Raw genomic sequence first — 15136 nt, 5'->3', positions numbered from 1 at the left:
TGCGTTGGGTTACGCTGCGCTAACCCAACCTACAAACAGCCTCAATGGCGAACGGTACCGGTCGGCGCAGTCGTCGACGCCGGCGCCTTGTTGGCACCGGTCTTTACGAATCGCAGCGTCATGCGATCCGATTCGCCGATGGCCAGATACTTGTCCTTATCCTTATCGCCCAGGGTCAGCGTAGGCGGCAGCGTCCACACGCCCTTGGGATAATTCTTGGTGTCCTTGGGATTGGCGTTGATCTCGCTCTGCCCGTCCAGCTTGAAGCCAGCATCGGTCGCGAGCTTGATCACATAATCGGTAGGTAGATAACCGCTGTCCTTGATGGCTTCGAGGTTGGCACCCTGCGCTGCGCGATGATCCACCACACCCAACGTGCCGCCGGTCTTCAGCACGGCATAGAACGCTTTGAACATCGCTTCCGCGTTGCCAGCCATCGTCCAGTTATGCACGTTGCGGAACGTCAGCACCATGTCAGCCGAGCCAGGAGCGCCCAATACCGGCGCCTTAGGATTGAATACGACGACGTTGGCCTTGCCGTACTCGGTCGGATCGGCCTTGAACTTGGTGCGTAACGCGTCGGCATCCTGCTGGTCTTCACCGCCTTTTCCACCGGACACCGCGGCAATGTAATGGCCGTTGTCGCGCAGCAGCGGCGCCAGAATTTCCGTATACCAGCCACCGCCTGGGGTGATTTCGATCACCGTCTTGTCGGGCTGCAAGCCAAAGAACTGCAGCGTAGCCTTGGGATGGCGGTAAACGTCGCGCGCCTTGTTGTGATCCGAACGCCAGGAACCGGCCAGCACAGCATCGAGTTGGCCTGCGGTGAAGTCGCTGGCGCTGGTTGGTGGCACCAGATCGCCTGCGGGCTGATCCTGCGCCGCCTGCTGCGCATACGCCATGCCGGTGGCGAGCAACAAGGCAACGGATAATCCGAAGGCGAAGGTGGGTCTCATGACGACTCCTTGGTGGGTTGCACGACAGCTTGCCGCAAGCGCTGTACAGCGAGCTTGGACATTTTACGATTAGTTTACGAATGGCGCACTGTCTGCAAGTGCACGCTTGGCGGCAAGGCATAGCCATTCGGGCAGCCCTGCTACCCGGCATGGTTTGGCTACGGGTTGCAGCCGCCCCTCCATACAGGATCGGCGCGGCTACCGTACGTCAGAAGGGGCGTGGGCAGACCGATTGCAATCCGTCGATATGCTCGTGCAGATCCGGCGCAATGCCCTGCCACATCGGATCGAGAATGAAGTCGATGCCCTCATAGCGAGCCAGCTTGGCCGCGGGAATGAAATCCGCATCACCGGCCACCAGGACGATCTGATCCACCTGCTTCTTGTAAGACAGCGCGGCGATGTCGATGCCGATCTTCATGTCGACCTGCGTCTGGCGCATGTCCGGCTCGAAGTGCTCGTCGCTCAGTTCGTCCCAATACAGTGATTCGTCGCGCAACTGCTGATAAGCCTGATACTTGAGTTTCCACTCACCGCGATCGGTGAGCCGCCCCAACCGCAGTGCCATCTTGCGCTGGCGGCGCAATTGATCATGCAGATCGCGACGGAAGCTCGCCGCGCCGGTACGTGAGTAGTCGATGCTCTCGCCACTGATCGGCTTGGTCAATACCTTTTCCAACGGCGGACAATCGTAGAAGAAGATGCGGTAAAGCGCTTCACGCGGACGATCCAGTGCTTTGAGGTGTTCCAACGCCATGCCGAACAGCGTTTTGGCGACGGTACGCGCGTCATTGGCGTCGCGGTCGCCCCACACTTTGCGATAGCGGGCAAGAAAGAAAGCGCCGTCGACAAGGATGGCGGTACTTGGCATAGGGAATCCTTATGAGTGCCACGAAGATGAGATGGAACGCCGAAACGATAATGTTCGGCGATCAATAGTTTACGGTAAGTGTAAGAGAGCCGTAACCCTTGGAGAGCGCGTGAGCAGGCAGGCATGCGGGCATTTATTTTGCTGGCTATACTCGCCGCACCTTGCAAGGAGGTGCCGTATGAAACGATGGATTGCAGTAGCGTTCTGTACGTTGATGGCCGGCGTAGCGTTGGCAGGCGCCAGCGATGTACGCAAGACCGCTGAAGCCACCATGTTGGTGACGGGATGGATCGAAGTGGCTCCTGATGGCGGCGTCTATAACTACACCCTCGACCGGCCCGAAAGGATTCCTCCTTCCGTTACCGATCTCATCAAGAACAGTGTGCCTGGCTGGAAATTCAATTTCGCCCAGCGCGCAGATGCCATTCAAAGGGCAAAGATGAGTTTGCGCATCGTCGCGAAACCGATCGATGACCAACACGATGCGCTGCGCATCAACAGCGCCAGCTTCGGTGATGCAAATGCCGACGCAACCGAGCACGTTACGTACAAGGACCGGCAACCACCCCGATATCCGCAAGAGGCCGTTCAAGCACGTGTGGATGGCACGGTCTTTCTGTTCATGCGCGTCAACCGGCAAGGCCAGGTTCAAGACGTTGCGGTGGAACAAGTGAACCTGGGTGCATACGGGCGCGAAGCACAAATGCACCATTTCCGCGAAGTGCTTGGCAATGCGGCATTGGAAGCCGCCAAGAAGTGGACATACAACCTGCCCACCACCGGCAAGCATGTGTTGGACTCTTACTGGGATGTACGCGTACCGGTGAATTTCAATTTGCGGGTGGCAGGCACGCCGCGGGAAGACACTTACGGCAAATGGGAACCCTACATTCCTGGCCCGCGTGAAGTCATACCGTGGCAGCAAAACAAGCTACAACAGTCCTCACCCGACGCCATTCCTGCTGGCAGCATCTCGTCAGCCGATCAGCCGCTGCAGTTGATGACCGCACTCGGCGGAGCCTGACTGCTCGCTACGCCGCAGCCTCGTCCCGTTGAGGCTGCGGCATCTCCCGGCAATACGCCTCAGCTTCTTCGTGCAACCACGCACGAAACGTAGCCATGCCGCGATGATCTTCCGAACGCGGCGGATAGACGAGGTGATACGCCTCGGGCACCGGCAAATAACGATCGCCAAGCACTACCAGTCGTCCCGCATCAATCCATGATTTGGATGTGACCATGCGGCCAAGCGCCACGCCCAAGCCTTCCAACGCCGCCTGGCGTAACGCGTCGATCGTATCCACGTGTGCCACGTAGCGTTGCGGTGGTTCGCCGCCGTAGTGCGCAAACCAATCGTTCCAGCGGTTGTTGCGGTTTGGATCGCCGATCAGCGGCCACTGCGAGAGATCGCATGGATCGGCACCCGCCATGCGCTCCACCAACGCGGGTGTCGCCACCGGCGCGATCCATTCGCCGAAAAGATATTCGCAACGCAACCCTTCCCATTCACCCTTGCCATAACGCACGGCAGCATCCACCGCTTCGCGTTCGAAGTTCACCAGCAAGTTGGTGGATTGCAGGTTGAGTTCCAGCTCCGGATGCTTGGCAAGCAATCGCGGCAGTCGTGGCATCAGCCAACTGGAAATGATGCCCGGGCTTGCACTGACGGTAAGCGCGTCGTGGCGTCGCTGACGGTAGCGCGATAGCGCATGCTCGATGCCGTCGAAATGCTCACCGACCGCTTCGAGCAGGTCGCAACCTTCCGTCGTCAACGTCACGCCACGCGGGCCGCGTTCGAACAGGCGTCGTTCCAGGCGCTCTTCCAGTTGCCGCATCTGATGACTCAGCGCGCTGACGGTGAGGTTGGCCTGCTCGGCAGCGCGAGAGAGATTGCCCAATCGCGCCACTTGCACGAACTGTTGAAGAAGACTGAGCGGGACCCGAGCCATCTTGAATTTCCCTCAAATCTGGCTTGCGAATATATCGCTTTTTCCTGCAGGGCTACGCCATTACCTTGTGCCTACACCGTCCCCACCAGGAACCCGCCGCGATGCGTTCGCCATGGGTCGATCTGTTGTTCCTTCACGGCCACATCACCCCGTCCAATCTGACCTGGCACGTCGATGCGCCGGCTTGCGATGGCAAGACTGAGTCCCCGAAAGTCGACGCGGATGTGGCAAAGCTCCCGTTGCCGGTGCAGCCTCGTGACCAATCCACCTGCTGCGCTTGATTAAAACGGGCTCGCACCCACCTCGGCAGAGATTGAACGCCGCCGCAAGACGGCCGGCTCGTCCACCCTGTCGAGGATCGCTTCATGCAACTGCGCCAACTGGGCCGTTCCACCCTTTCCGTCGCCCCACTTGCCTTCGGCGGCAACGTGTTCGGCTGGAGCGTGGATGAGCAGCGCTCATTCGAACTGCTCGATGCCTTCGTCGACGCCGGCTTCAATCTGGTCGACACCGCGGACGTCTATTCGGCCTGGGCGCCCGGCAACCGCGGTGGCGAATCGGAAACCATCATCGGCAAGTGGCTCAAGCGCAGCGGCAAGCGCGACAAGGTCCTGATTGCCACCAAGGTGGCCAAATGGGTGGAGCATCGCGGCCTGTCTCCCATGAATATCCGCCAGGCGATAGAGGGTTCATTGCAGCGACTGCAGACCGATTACATCGACCTCTATCAGGCTCATGCCGATGACGCCACTGTGCCGCTGAGCGAAACCCTAGGCGCTTTCGCAAAGCTGATCGAGGAAGGCAAAGTACGCGTGATCGGCGCATCCAATTACGGTGCCGACCGTTTTGCCGAAGCCCTGAAGGTATCGCAGGAACACAACTTGCCGCGCTACGAAAGCCTGCAACCCGAATACAACCTGGTCAGCCGCGCTGGTTACGAACGCGAACTCGAACCACTGATACGCGAGGAAAACGTCGGCGTCATCAACTACTACGCGCTGGCCAGCGGCTTCCTCAGCGGCAAATACCGTAGCGAAGCCGATCTGGCCAAGAGCAGCGTACGCGGCGGCTCAGTAAAGAAGTACCTCAATCCGCAAGGTTTAAAAGTGCTTGCTGTGTTGGACAAAATCGCCGCAGCACATAAAGCCAAGCCTTCGCAAGTTGCGCTGGCTTGGCTCATTGCGCGCCCAGGCATTACGGCACCCATCGCCAGTGCCACTTCGGTCGAACAGCTACGCGAATTGATTGGCGCGGCGGAACTGTCGCTGACTCAGGATGAGATTTCTGCGTTGAACGAGGCGAGCATCGGGTTCTGATGAGGGTTGCCATGGAGGTACATACGCCCTCATAGCCGTCATTCCCGCGAAAGCGGGAATCCATTTTCAACGGTGCATCGGAGCAAGATGGATTCCCGCTTTCGCGGGAATGACGGCCATCGGCGTTTGTAGGTAGTGCGCAAACCCCAGCCTATCTCAGCGCCTTCGCACCTTGGCGGCAGCCTCGTACGCCGCATTGACTTCCTTGGACTTGGTCTCGGCAATTCGTCGAATATCCTCGCCCATTTGCGCGACCTTGTCCGGATGATATTGGCTGATCTTCAGGCGATACGCGCGTTCGATGTCCGCCCACTCCGCATGTTCTGGCACACCGAGTACGTCGAACCAGTTCGGCTTTGGCGGCTCCCAATTGCGCTGCCATTCCTGTCGACGCGGCTCTTCATTCCTACGATCACTTTCAGGACGCGGACGCTGCTGCTCGCTCACCTTGGGTGACAGATAGTTACTGACGAGCCGATAGCCGAACAGCAATCCTGCCACGATGACGACCACATCGACCGCTGTCATTTGCACAAGCCCTCGAAGTGGTCCAGGTATGCCGTCAATGCGTGGGTTGCGGTGTCATCGGATTCGATAAAGCCAAGGCTGATACGGATACGCTGGCGGAGAATGGTTAGCAGTTGGCTCCGTGCCTTCTCTGACAGCATGCTGCTCGCCACGGCACGCAGATCTATATCGAAGTGTTGCCGCAGCGCTATTTTGCGCACGACGTTCAACGCGAACGGCGCGCACAGCAACGCATCCAATGCGACGGCAGCAACAGCACGACGCGACAGGTTCAACGCCTTTCGGTATCGATAGACGTGCATCAGCATGATCGCGATGACGGCATAGACTGCTGCGATCCACACCAGCAGCAGATGCACATCACGCGCCACGAGCAATACATATGGCAAACCGACGGCGAACAACGTCAAAAGCAAAAGCAGCCAGTACGCCATAGCCGCCAGCGCCACTTGTACTCGCCGCATGCGAAGCGATGGCACCTTATGTGCCGGCGCGCCATGTTCCGGCCAGCTCACGCGAAACAAAGGCTGATGCGGAAAGAAGGGCGAAGGCATGAATACATGTCGCCCACCGAGCTCGAACGCGGACCCGGCGGAAACGTCGTAGCTACGGCGCTTGCTCAGCAACACAAGCTCGTTATGAAACAACAACAGAGCGGAATCGTAGAGATACAGCACTACGACTCCGCCCAACAGCAGAAGCCCGTCGTGCAGGGTCATCAAGCCTGCTTTTTCTTGAACAGATTCTTGAACCAGGCGCCCACGGCGGCGAGTCCAACCAACAGGAACTTCCACGCTGCCACCAGGAAGCTGCCTATCACCGCAAACACGCCCTTCTTCGCAGCCACCGCAACTGCCCCACCGGTAATCAGTGCAGCAAGACCATATTCGGCCACGTGATCGCCAGCACGATATTCGGCATAGCTCTCACCCGGCACATATTGGAACCCGGGCAAGGCGCTCTTGAAGTCGGCAATCGAGGTGGCCAGTTCTTTGGGCGAAGTGACCACCACAACATCCATCACACCATGCCGGCCCAGCAAGCGCGTGTTGTAATTGATGATCTGGTGATGGGATTTCGTGTCTTCGGCGAGGATGGACCAGGCCAGCGACTTGATCTGCGTATCGTATTCCGGCTTGGCGCTCCAGCCGAGAATATTCAGCTCATCCCAACCGCGCGACCTGCGCTCCTTGTTGGTCTCTTCCGTACCTTTGCGATACGAATCGAGAATTGCATCGGCATCGAGCTTTTCGTCATCCTTGACGTAACCGATGTCCTCATAGGAGAAGAACGCGATCCAATCGAGGCTCTTCGGCGCAAGCGTGTATTCGTCCTCATCGACCGGCGGATTATGCAGTATCTCGTTCAGAGATCGGCTGCCAGCCGGATCCAGGAAGGCGTAACCATCCGGGACATTAAGCGTCGCCTTGTTGCCTAACTGCACCGTGGTGGGACCGATCTTCCATGGCAGCGAATCTATGGGATTCGGCTTTTTCTGCGCCGATTGCTCCTGCGCAATGGCCATGCCGCCGGACAACATCAGAACCAGTGCGATAAGCACCGTAAACAAGCGTTTCATTTCCTTCCCCTTGCCGAGTAGTTTCCGTACACCCCGTATAACTGTATCAGGGGGCGACATACGTGTCAGTTCGGCTTAAGGATCCGATTCGTCCGGCGCCTGAATCGTATAGCCCTTGGCTTTCAACTCGGCCAAAAAGCCGTCCGAGTCCAGCACTTGCTCCATCGGCAACACGGCAAACGTCTGTGTGTTGTGGTTCAGCGCATCCTGTGCCGCATCAAGCCACGTCTGTTCCATTCGCTTAGGCAGATCGTGCAAGCCGAGCTGCTCAGCAAAATCCGCATTGACGACTGCGATCAAGCAGGATTGCTGGCGGTCATTCGCGGCAGAGCTGCGCAACGTTTGAATATCCCCGGTCGACCAAGCATTGGCGCGCTCGGTCAAGTTGCCCATATCGTTCTGAACGGTATCAAGTGTCTGATTGAAGCAGCTGATGTCATGTAGCTGGGTTTGCTTGATGGTGGCCAATGCTTCGCGCGGATGCTCCACCACCAGTTTGTATTTCACCGGCACACGCTTGACGCTGTGCTGGTCGGCCAGCTTGAACACCGCCTTATTGATGTCGTTGCGACCGGTAAGCCCCGCTCTTTCCAACGCCCTTTGATAGAGCTTGAGTGCGACCACGATCGGCCGCCAATACTCAACACTGTGATCGTTGCCGAAATAGGGTTGCTTCACCGTTTCCCAGCGTGCATACATGCTTGGCGGCAGAATCTGCTGCAAGCTGGCGCCATTGGGGTTCTTGCGTGCGCTGTAGGCCGACGGCAGCAGTGCCAGTTTGCCGAAGAATCCGGCATCCACTTTTACTTCCGCCGAAGGTGCTTCCAATACTTCTTGCGAGTGCGCGATCGTCTGCTCCACTTCCGCAGAACGCCACTCCATACCTTTCGGCAAAGGCGTGATTGTGCCAAGCACCCACATCACGTGATCGCCCTTGCTCACTTTCCACAAGCCTGGCCCCGGCTGCTCGCCGGTGACGATGACGGGCGATAGCAAGGGAGCCTTGGCGGAAGACGGATTTGGCGCACTGCTGGATGGAGCCGGCGCCGATTGCGACCATGCAGGCCCTGCCAAAGCAAGAGCCAACAATACTGATACCAGCCAAACACGCATGGGGATCATTCCTGGATCGCGAGGGGATCGGCGACAGCGATTCTAATGACACCTTGCAACAAGCAACGTTCAACGGACAAAAAAATGGGGCCCGCAGGCCCCATTCTTCTCCATCCAGCTGCTGGCTTACAGCGCCGCCAACGCCTGATTGAACGTCTCGCTCGGCCGCATCGCCTTGCTCACCAGTGACAGGTCCGGGTGGTAGTAACCGTGGATGTCCACGGATTTGCCCTGTGCACCGTTGAGTTCGGCGACGATCTTCGCTTCGTTCTCGGTCAGTGCCTTGGCGAGCGGGGCGAACTTGGCCTTGAGTGAAGCATCATCGTTCTGTTCGGCCAAGGCCTGCGCCCAGTAAAGTGCCAAGTAGAAGTGGCTGCCACGGTTGTCGAGTTCGCCGACCTTGCGGGCGGGCGACTTGTTGTTGTCGAGGAACTTGCCGTTGGCCTGATCCAGCGTCTTGGCAAGCACACCAGCCGCCTTGTTGTGATAACGATTGCTGAGGTGTTCCAGCGACGCAGCCATGGCCAGGAATTCGCCCAGCGAATCCCAACGCAGGCAATTCTCTTCCAGGAACTGCTGCACGTGCTTGGGCGCGGAACCGCCGGCACCGGTTTCGAACAGGCCGCCGCCGGCCATCAGCGGCACGATGGAAAGCATCTTGGCGCTGGTGCCCAGTTCCATGATCGGGAACAGGTCGGTGAGGTAGTCGCGCAGCACGTTGCCGGTGACGGAAATAGTGTCCTGGCCCTTGCGGATGCGTTCCAGCGAGAACGTAGTGGCATCCACCGGTGAGAGCGTGCGGATGTCCAGGCCACTGAGGTCATGATCCTTGAGGTAACGCTCCACCTTCTTGATGAGCTGTGCATCGTGTGCGCGATTCGCATCCAGCCAGAACACGGCCGGCGTGTTGCTGAGGCGCGCACGGGTCACGGCCAGCTTCACCCAGTCTTGCACGGGCGCATCCTTGGTCTGGCACATGCGCCAGATATCACCCGCTTCCACGCTGTGCTCCAGCAGCACCTTGCCGTTCGTGTCGGTGACGCGCACCACGCCGTCGCCGGCAATCTGGAAGGTTTTGTCGTGCGAGCCGTATTCTTCTGCCGCCTGTGCCATCAGACCCACATTGGGCACGCTGCCCATGGTGGTGGGGTCGTACGCGCCGTGCGCCTTGCAGTCTTCGATCACGGCCTGGTACACGCCAGCGTAGCTGCGATCCGGAATCACCGCCTTGGTGTCCTGCAGCTTACCTTCGGTGTTCCACATCTTGCCGGAGTCACGGATCATCGCCGGCATCGAGGCGTCGATGATGACGTCGCTCGGTACGTGCAGGTTGGTGATGCCCTTGTCGGAGTTCACCATCGCCATAGCCGGACGCTTGGCGTATTCGGCATTCACATCTGCCGTAATCTCAGCCTGCTTGTCAGCTGGCAGCGAACCGATACGTGCATACAGATCGCCAATGCCATTGTTCGGATTGAAGCCGATGCTCTTGAGCGTGTCGGCGTGCTTGGCGAGCACATCCTTATAGAACTCGGTAACCACCTGGCCGAACATGATGGGGTCAGACACCTTCATCATGGTGGCCTTCAGATGCAGGGAGAACAGCACGCCCTGCTTCTTCGCATCTTCAATCTGCGCGTCGATGAAACTGGCCAGCGCCTTCTTGCTCATCAGAGCGGCATCAATGATCTCACCTGCAGTGAGGTTAGCCTTCTCTTTCAGGACCGTGGTGCTGCCGTCCTTGCCGATCCACTCGATCTTGGCCACCGTGGCCTGCTCGACCGTGGTGGATTTCTCGCTGCCGTAGAAATCGCCGCCGCTCATATGCGCTACGTGCGTCTTCGAGTCCGCGCTCCACGCACCCATCTTATGCGGATGCTTGCGCGCGTAGTTCTTCACCGAGAGCGGCGCACGGCGATCGGAGTTGCCTTCGCGCAGTACCGGGTTCACCGCACTGCCCTTCACCTTGTCGTAGCGAGCGCGGATATTCCAATCGCTCACGTCCTTCGGCTCTTCCGGATAGTCCGGCAGGGCATAGCCCTGGGACTGCAGCTCCTTGATCGCCGCCTTGAGCTGCGGCATGGAGGCGCTGATGTTGGGCAGCTTGATGATGTTGGCGTCCGGCGTGGTGGCCAGCTGGCCGAGTTCGGTGAGGTCGTCGGGGACCTTCTGGCCGTCTTTCAGAATGTCCGAGAACTGCGCCAGGATGCGTGCCGCGAGCGAGATATCGCGCGTCTCCACCTCGACGCCCGCGGTCGCGGTATACGCCTTGATAATAGGCAGCAGGGACTGCGTGGCAAGGTAAGGGGCTTCATCCGTCAGCGTGTAGATGATCTTCGGCGTCTGGGACATGGGTCTGGCAACCTCTCTGGCAACGGCGTGTGCGTGGAAGAAACGCCGCAGAGCCTAAGGACGGGACATGCGACGCGCTCCAGGCTAGTGGCGTCGGATCCGCCGAAATCAACCACCGCAGTGGCGGCCGGATCCTTCAAAGTCGCCCATTGTCGCGTTTTCCCGGGGCTTGCGGAAGCGCGCGCACTGTCCCTAATGACCGGCATCCTTGCCTATAACTACGATGCCCCGGACTGTCGCCGGGATCTCACATGCACGATCCTCTTGCCATTACCATTCGCCCCCTTCATGCCCACAGGGGAAGTCGCATGGCAGGACTAAGCCAACGCATCGTCGACTACATCGCCGAACTGACGCCGCTGTACACCTTCCAGTTTGCCGACGGCCACGACTGCGCGCTGTCGCTGACAGACGGCACGTTGTATATGCCGGTCGACGAATCGGATCATGAAATGGAAGAAGGCTGGGTGGCCGTGCTTTGGCAAGGCGATGCGCACAAGCGCTCGGAGCTGCCCGGTCCGCTGCTTGCGCATCAGGCCGCATTGCGTTGTGCGGAATTGCGCGGCGTGGGGCATCCGCTTTCTGAAGTGGCCGCGTATCGGGAGATATTGCTGACGCGCCTGCAGACGATATGCGGCAGCCTTGCGCACGCCGAAGTGATGTTGCGTTCCTGAAGAATAGTCAGCGAGGGCAGCGCACCGGATTGCCCGGTCAGCACGAATGGCACCCGAGGCTATTTACGCTGATGAATGGGCAGTTTTGGCGCTGAAAGATTCGACGAATTAGCACGCAGCGAAGCACTCAAAATCTTTCGCTTCCCACACTCAACGATCGCTGAAAACATGCGATCGCAGATGCTTTATGACAGGCGACAGATACCTTGTTCAGGCCTACTCCCGCGCCCGATGGCCACGCCCCATAACGCATTGATTTTTGTACTCGCCCCTTTTCGCACCCCAAACATCGGGGGCAGCTCGCGTGCATTGCATAGTTCGCTAACGCGTATAAATTTCACACGCGAAAATACTGTCTCGTTTTATAGAAAATGTGAGGTGCGCAATTTTTTGCAGTGGCTTTTTTATTCAATAAATCTGCAGACAAATTGGCTCTTTAGAAGTCGTCGATTTCTTCATAAAACCTTAATAGGTTGCGCATTCCCCCACATGGCGCAACCACGGTAGCTCTCAACGCCAGGGAAGGAGTAGGCGTGCGTGTCCATACACCCAAGCACGCAGGGAGGATTTGTCGTGAACGCTCGATATCTAAACCTGGCTATTGCCATACGCGTGGCATTAGCGCTGGGAAGCTGTGTATTGACGACGGTTGCCATGGCCCAAACGGCAAGCACCGCGACACAAGCCACAACCCAGACGTCCTCATCACCCAACGCAACGGCGCCGACAAGTACGTCCCCGCAGGCAGCGCCCGCGCAAACGGCAACCGGACAGGCCGCAGCGCCTCCGCCCAAAACGGTCACCTTGCAAGGCATCACCGTCACCGGCTCGATGATTCGCAGCGTGGACGTTGAAACCGCGCAACCGGTGACGGAACTCACTCATCAAGCACTGCAGGAACAAGGCTTCGTCAGCGTCGGCCAGATTCTTCAGAACGTTTCCTCGGTAGGTTCGCCGGGCACAAGTAACCAAAGTTCGCTGGGCAACATCGTGGGTCAGTACGTGAGTCTGCGCGGCCTCGGTGCGCCACGCACGCTGGTGCTGGTCGACGGTCATCGATGGACTACGGACATCTTTGGCCAAACCGATCTGAGCACGATCCCCAGCTCGATCATCGATCGCGTTGAAATCCTGCAGGACGGCGCGTCGGCCATCTACGGTTCCGATGCGATTTCCGGTGTGGTCAACATCATCACCAAAAAGGATTTCGATGGTGTGCAGCTGGATACCTACAACAGCATGTACGCACCCGGGAACGACGGAAGAACAGGGCAATTCAGCCTGACGGGTGGCAAGAAGTTCTCTCGGGGTTCGTTCCTGGTCAACATGACGATCCAGAATACCGATGGACTGAATGCGAACGACCGTGCCTACAGCAAGTATGGCTATTTCAGCTTTGGCCCGAACTATCCGCAGAGCATGCAGCAGTCACCGTATGGCACGATCACCGGCGCCCTCAACCCGGCCACCGGCATGCCGGTGAGTCTGCCGCAGTTGGCCAACGGTCCACTCACCGTCAACATGGGCCAGAACGGATTGGACATTGCCAATTACCACGTCAACACGTTTGGCGTGCAATATCCGTCACCGTATTTCAATAACGATTACGCCAACTCGGCGTTCCTCGAAACACTGATTCCGAATAACCGCCTGAAATCCTATCTTTTCAAAGGCGATTACAAGGTCACCGATCACATCACGGCCAGCCTCACTGGCACGTACAACAGCAACAACTCCACTCTGGGCATCGGCGGCTATCCGCTGAGTTCACTGACGCCGGCCAATGGTGCACATCTCGCGCAGGCGCTGGGTCTTCCGCCGGGAACGTTTGCCGCCACGTATTTCCCGACGTTGTCGGCAAACAGTTATTACAACCCGCTACCGGGAAACAACCTGCAGTTCAATCTTCCGCTGCAATATCCCAATCGCGTGGTGGTGAACAACATCAAGCAATACGGCTGGCGTGCGGGTCTCGACGGCGACTTCTCGATTGGCGAAAGGCAGTTCAGTTGGGACGTTGGCTATAGCGACTATCGTTATACCCAATCGAGCTTTGGGCCGGGCAATCTGAACATGGTTCACTTGTATAACGCCGTCGGTCCTTCTTTCCTGGGGCCGAACGGTGTCGTGGAGTGCGGCACACCAGGCAATGTGATCGCAGGCTGTGTACCGCTGAATCCGTTTTCTGGCGCGGGCGGACTCACCCCAGCGGAGATCAACTACCTCAACATCGTTGCGGGCACACGCTCATACAGCGAGATGAAGATCGCCAACGCTGATTTGACCGGCGACATGTTCACGTTCCCGGGATCAATGGGCAGCGGCGATGCAACGTTTGCGATTGGGGTGGATCACCGCGGCGTGTCCGGTGGCGCTACGCCGGATCAATATACCCAGCTTGGCCTCAACACCAATCTGCAGCAAAACCCCGGACGTGGTGCGTATGGCCTCAATGAAGCGTACTTGGAAATCAACTTGCCGGTCTTGAAGGATTTGCCGGGCGCACAACTGCTGAACATCGATCTCGCGCACCGCTTCTCGCGCTACACCAATTTCGGCAACACCAACAACAACCAGTTCAAACTGTCATGGCAGCCGATCAACGACATACTTGTTCGCGCCAGTTATGGCACAGGCTTCCGCGCGCCGGCGATCGCGAATCTGTACGGCGGCACGATGCAGAGCTTTACGACCTACACCGATCCCTGCGATGTGAATTTCGGCCTGACGGGCAATCCGACCGTGAAGCAGCGTTGCTTGAACGGCTTTGCCGGGTTGCCGGCATTACCGGCCGGCTTCACGCAACTCACCGCCAATGGTTCGCCCGTGCCGGCACCGAACTTCACGAGTACCACGCCGTATTTCACGGGTGCCAACGCCTCGCTGAAACCGGAAACCTCCAGAAGTTACACGGCGGGCGTCGTCTACAGCCCGCATTACCTGAGCGGACTCAACGTCACGGTGGACTGGTATCGCATCAGGATCGCCAACGTCATCACCTTGCCGACTGCCAGCAGTATCCTCGACAACTGCTACCTGCTGGGCGAAACACAGCAATGCTCGCAATTCCAACGTTCAACGGCGACCGGTCCGGCCTACGGACAAGTGGTCAATCTGCTGCAGTCACTGGTCAACCAAGGCTTCGTGGAAGAACGTGGCGAGGACCTTAATCTCAGCTATCTGTTTCCAGAAACGCCCATCGGCCAGTTCAAATTCGACTCGACCAGCACCTACATCAACTCGGTGAAGGAACAAATCACACCCAACGGTCCAGTCATCTCCAACACGCTAGGGGCTTACGACACAGTGCTAGGTCCGATCTGGCGCTTCCGCTCTACCGTCAATCTGAATTGGAAGTACAAGAGCTTCGGCGCGACCTGGACGATCCGCTACTACTCATCGCTGTCGGAGTCGTGCATTCCGCCTAATGTCGGATTGAGCGAAGTGTTCCCCTGCAACAATCCCAACAAGGATCTGACCAACTCACCGACTGGATTGAACACGCAAGGTGGCCTCGCCTTCAACGATTTGCAGGTGAATTGGGATGCACCGTGGCATGGACGCATTGCGATCGGCGCAACCGATATCTTCAATCGCAAGGCGCCGTTGTCGTACACCGGCGTATTCAGCATAGCCGGTCCGCTGGGACCGACTGGAACGGATGGCTACAGCCAGTTTCCGTACAACCCGCAATATGACATCGGCCGTGTGGTGTATTTGAAGTACGAGCAGAAATTCTTCTAGTGCCAGCAACACCACTTGCGCGACTGCACATCAACCCACCTCCACCTACGGAGG

13 protein-coding genes are annotated in these 15136 nt (G+C 58.2%); 5 read left to right on the top strand and 8 right to left on the bottom strand.

The window, feature by feature from the left end:
* Positions 1 to 41 precede the first annotated feature (41 nt).
* Both QQJ86_RS14025 and QQJ86_RS14020 read right to left on the bottom strand, forming a co-directional pair.
* Positions 42 to 956: a class I SAM-dependent methyltransferase gene (locus QQJ86_RS14025; protein WP_423372850.1), complete on the bottom strand. Its 915-nt coding sequence runs from the start codon at positions 954 to 956 to the stop codon at positions 42 to 44.
* Positions 957 to 1164: 208 nt separating this feature from the next.
* Positions 1165 to 1827, bottom strand: coding sequence for an NYN domain-containing protein (locus QQJ86_RS14020; protein ID WP_284321579.1), 663 nt, complete (start codon positions 1825 to 1827; stop codon positions 1165 to 1167).
* A 178-nt stretch (positions 1828 to 2005) separates the two neighbouring features.
* Between QQJ86_RS14020 and QQJ86_RS14015 the strand changes: the two genes are divergently transcribed.
* Entirely contained in the window at positions 2006 to 2851 is an 846-nt protein-coding gene (locus QQJ86_RS14015; protein WP_284321578.1) for an energy transducer TonB, read from the top strand.
* Positions 2852 to 2858: 7 nt separating this feature from the next.
* On the opposite strand, the gene QQJ86_RS14010 is transcribed toward QQJ86_RS14015, so the two are convergent.
* A complete protein-coding gene (locus QQJ86_RS14010; RefSeq protein WP_284321577.1) occupies positions 2859 to 3776 on the bottom strand; it encodes a LysR substrate-binding domain-containing protein in 918 nt (305 codons plus the stop codon).
* Positions 3777 to 3877: 101 nt separating this feature from the next.
* Here QQJ86_RS14010 and QQJ86_RS14005 point away from each other — a divergent pair, with 101 nt between their 5' ends.
* Both QQJ86_RS14005 and QQJ86_RS14000 read left to right on the top strand, forming a co-directional pair.
* Positions 3878 to 4057 carry a hypothetical protein gene (locus QQJ86_RS14005; RefSeq protein WP_284321576.1) on the top strand — a complete coding sequence of 60 codons (180 nt, stop codon included), beginning with the start codon at positions 3878 to 3880 and terminating at the stop codon, positions 4055 to 4057.
* 84 nt (positions 4058 to 4141) lie between these two features.
* The gene (locus tag QQJ86_RS14000; RefSeq protein WP_284321575.1) at positions 4142 to 5092 is read left to right on the top strand and encodes an aldo/keto reductase; all 951 of its coding nucleotides are present in this window, start codon (positions 4142 to 4144) and stop codon (positions 5090 to 5092) included.
* Positions 5093 to 5248: 156 nt separating this feature from the next.
* Here QQJ86_RS14000 and QQJ86_RS13995 read toward each other — a convergent pair whose 3' ends face one another.
* From QQJ86_RS13995 to QQJ86_RS13975, 5 genes are all read right to left on the bottom strand, one after another.
* Entirely contained in the window at positions 5249 to 5620 is a 372-nt protein-coding gene (locus QQJ86_RS13995) for a J domain-containing protein (RefSeq protein ID WP_284321574.1), read from the bottom strand.
* Positions 5617 to 6339: a hypothetical protein gene (locus tag QQJ86_RS13990; RefSeq protein ID WP_284321573.1), complete on the bottom strand. Its 723-nt coding sequence runs from the start codon at positions 6337 to 6339 to the stop codon at positions 5617 to 5619. Before QQJ86_RS13990 ends, QQJ86_RS13995 begins: the two co-directional genes overlap by 4 nt.
* Positions 6339 to 7199 (bottom strand): DUF2167 domain-containing protein, encoded by an 861-nt coding sequence (locus QQJ86_RS13985; protein ID WP_284321572.1) that lies wholly within the window; start codon positions 7197 to 7199, stop codon positions 6339 to 6341. The genes QQJ86_RS13990 and QQJ86_RS13985 overlap by 1 nt, the downstream gene beginning before the upstream one ends.
* Before the next feature lie 75 nt (positions 7200 to 7274).
* The gene (locus QQJ86_RS13980) at positions 7275 to 8312 is read right to left on the bottom strand and encodes a TraB/GumN family protein (protein ID WP_284321571.1); all 1038 of its coding nucleotides are present in this window, start codon (positions 8310 to 8312) and stop codon (positions 7275 to 7277) included.
* A gap of 126 nt (positions 8313 to 8438) precedes the next feature.
* Positions 8439 to 10664, bottom strand: a complete 2226-nt coding sequence (locus QQJ86_RS13975) for an NADP-dependent isocitrate dehydrogenase (protein WP_284321570.1) — start codon at positions 10662 to 10664, stop codon at positions 8439 to 8441.
* A gap of 308 nt (positions 10665 to 10972) precedes the next feature.
* Between QQJ86_RS13975 and QQJ86_RS13970 the strand changes: the two genes are divergently transcribed.
* Positions 10973 to 11338, top strand: coding sequence for a hypothetical protein (locus QQJ86_RS13970; RefSeq protein WP_284321569.1), 366 nt, complete (start codon positions 10973 to 10975; stop codon positions 11336 to 11338).
* A gap of 573 nt (positions 11339 to 11911) precedes the next feature.
* Complete coding sequence (locus QQJ86_RS13965) at positions 11912 to 15082, top strand: TonB-dependent receptor domain-containing protein (RefSeq protein WP_284321568.1); 3171 nt, start codon at positions 11912 to 11914, stop codon at positions 15080 to 15082.
* The last annotated feature ends 54 nt before the right edge of the window (positions 15083 to 15136 follow it).

This window comes from Dyella acidisoli (genome assembly GCF_030160295.1).
Taxonomy (GTDB): Bacteria; Pseudomonadota; Gammaproteobacteria; order Xanthomonadales; family Rhodanobacteraceae; genus Dyella_B; species Dyella_B acidisoli.
Note: the sequence above shows the minus strand (reverse complement) of the source record. Positions and strands in the feature narration are given on the sequence as shown.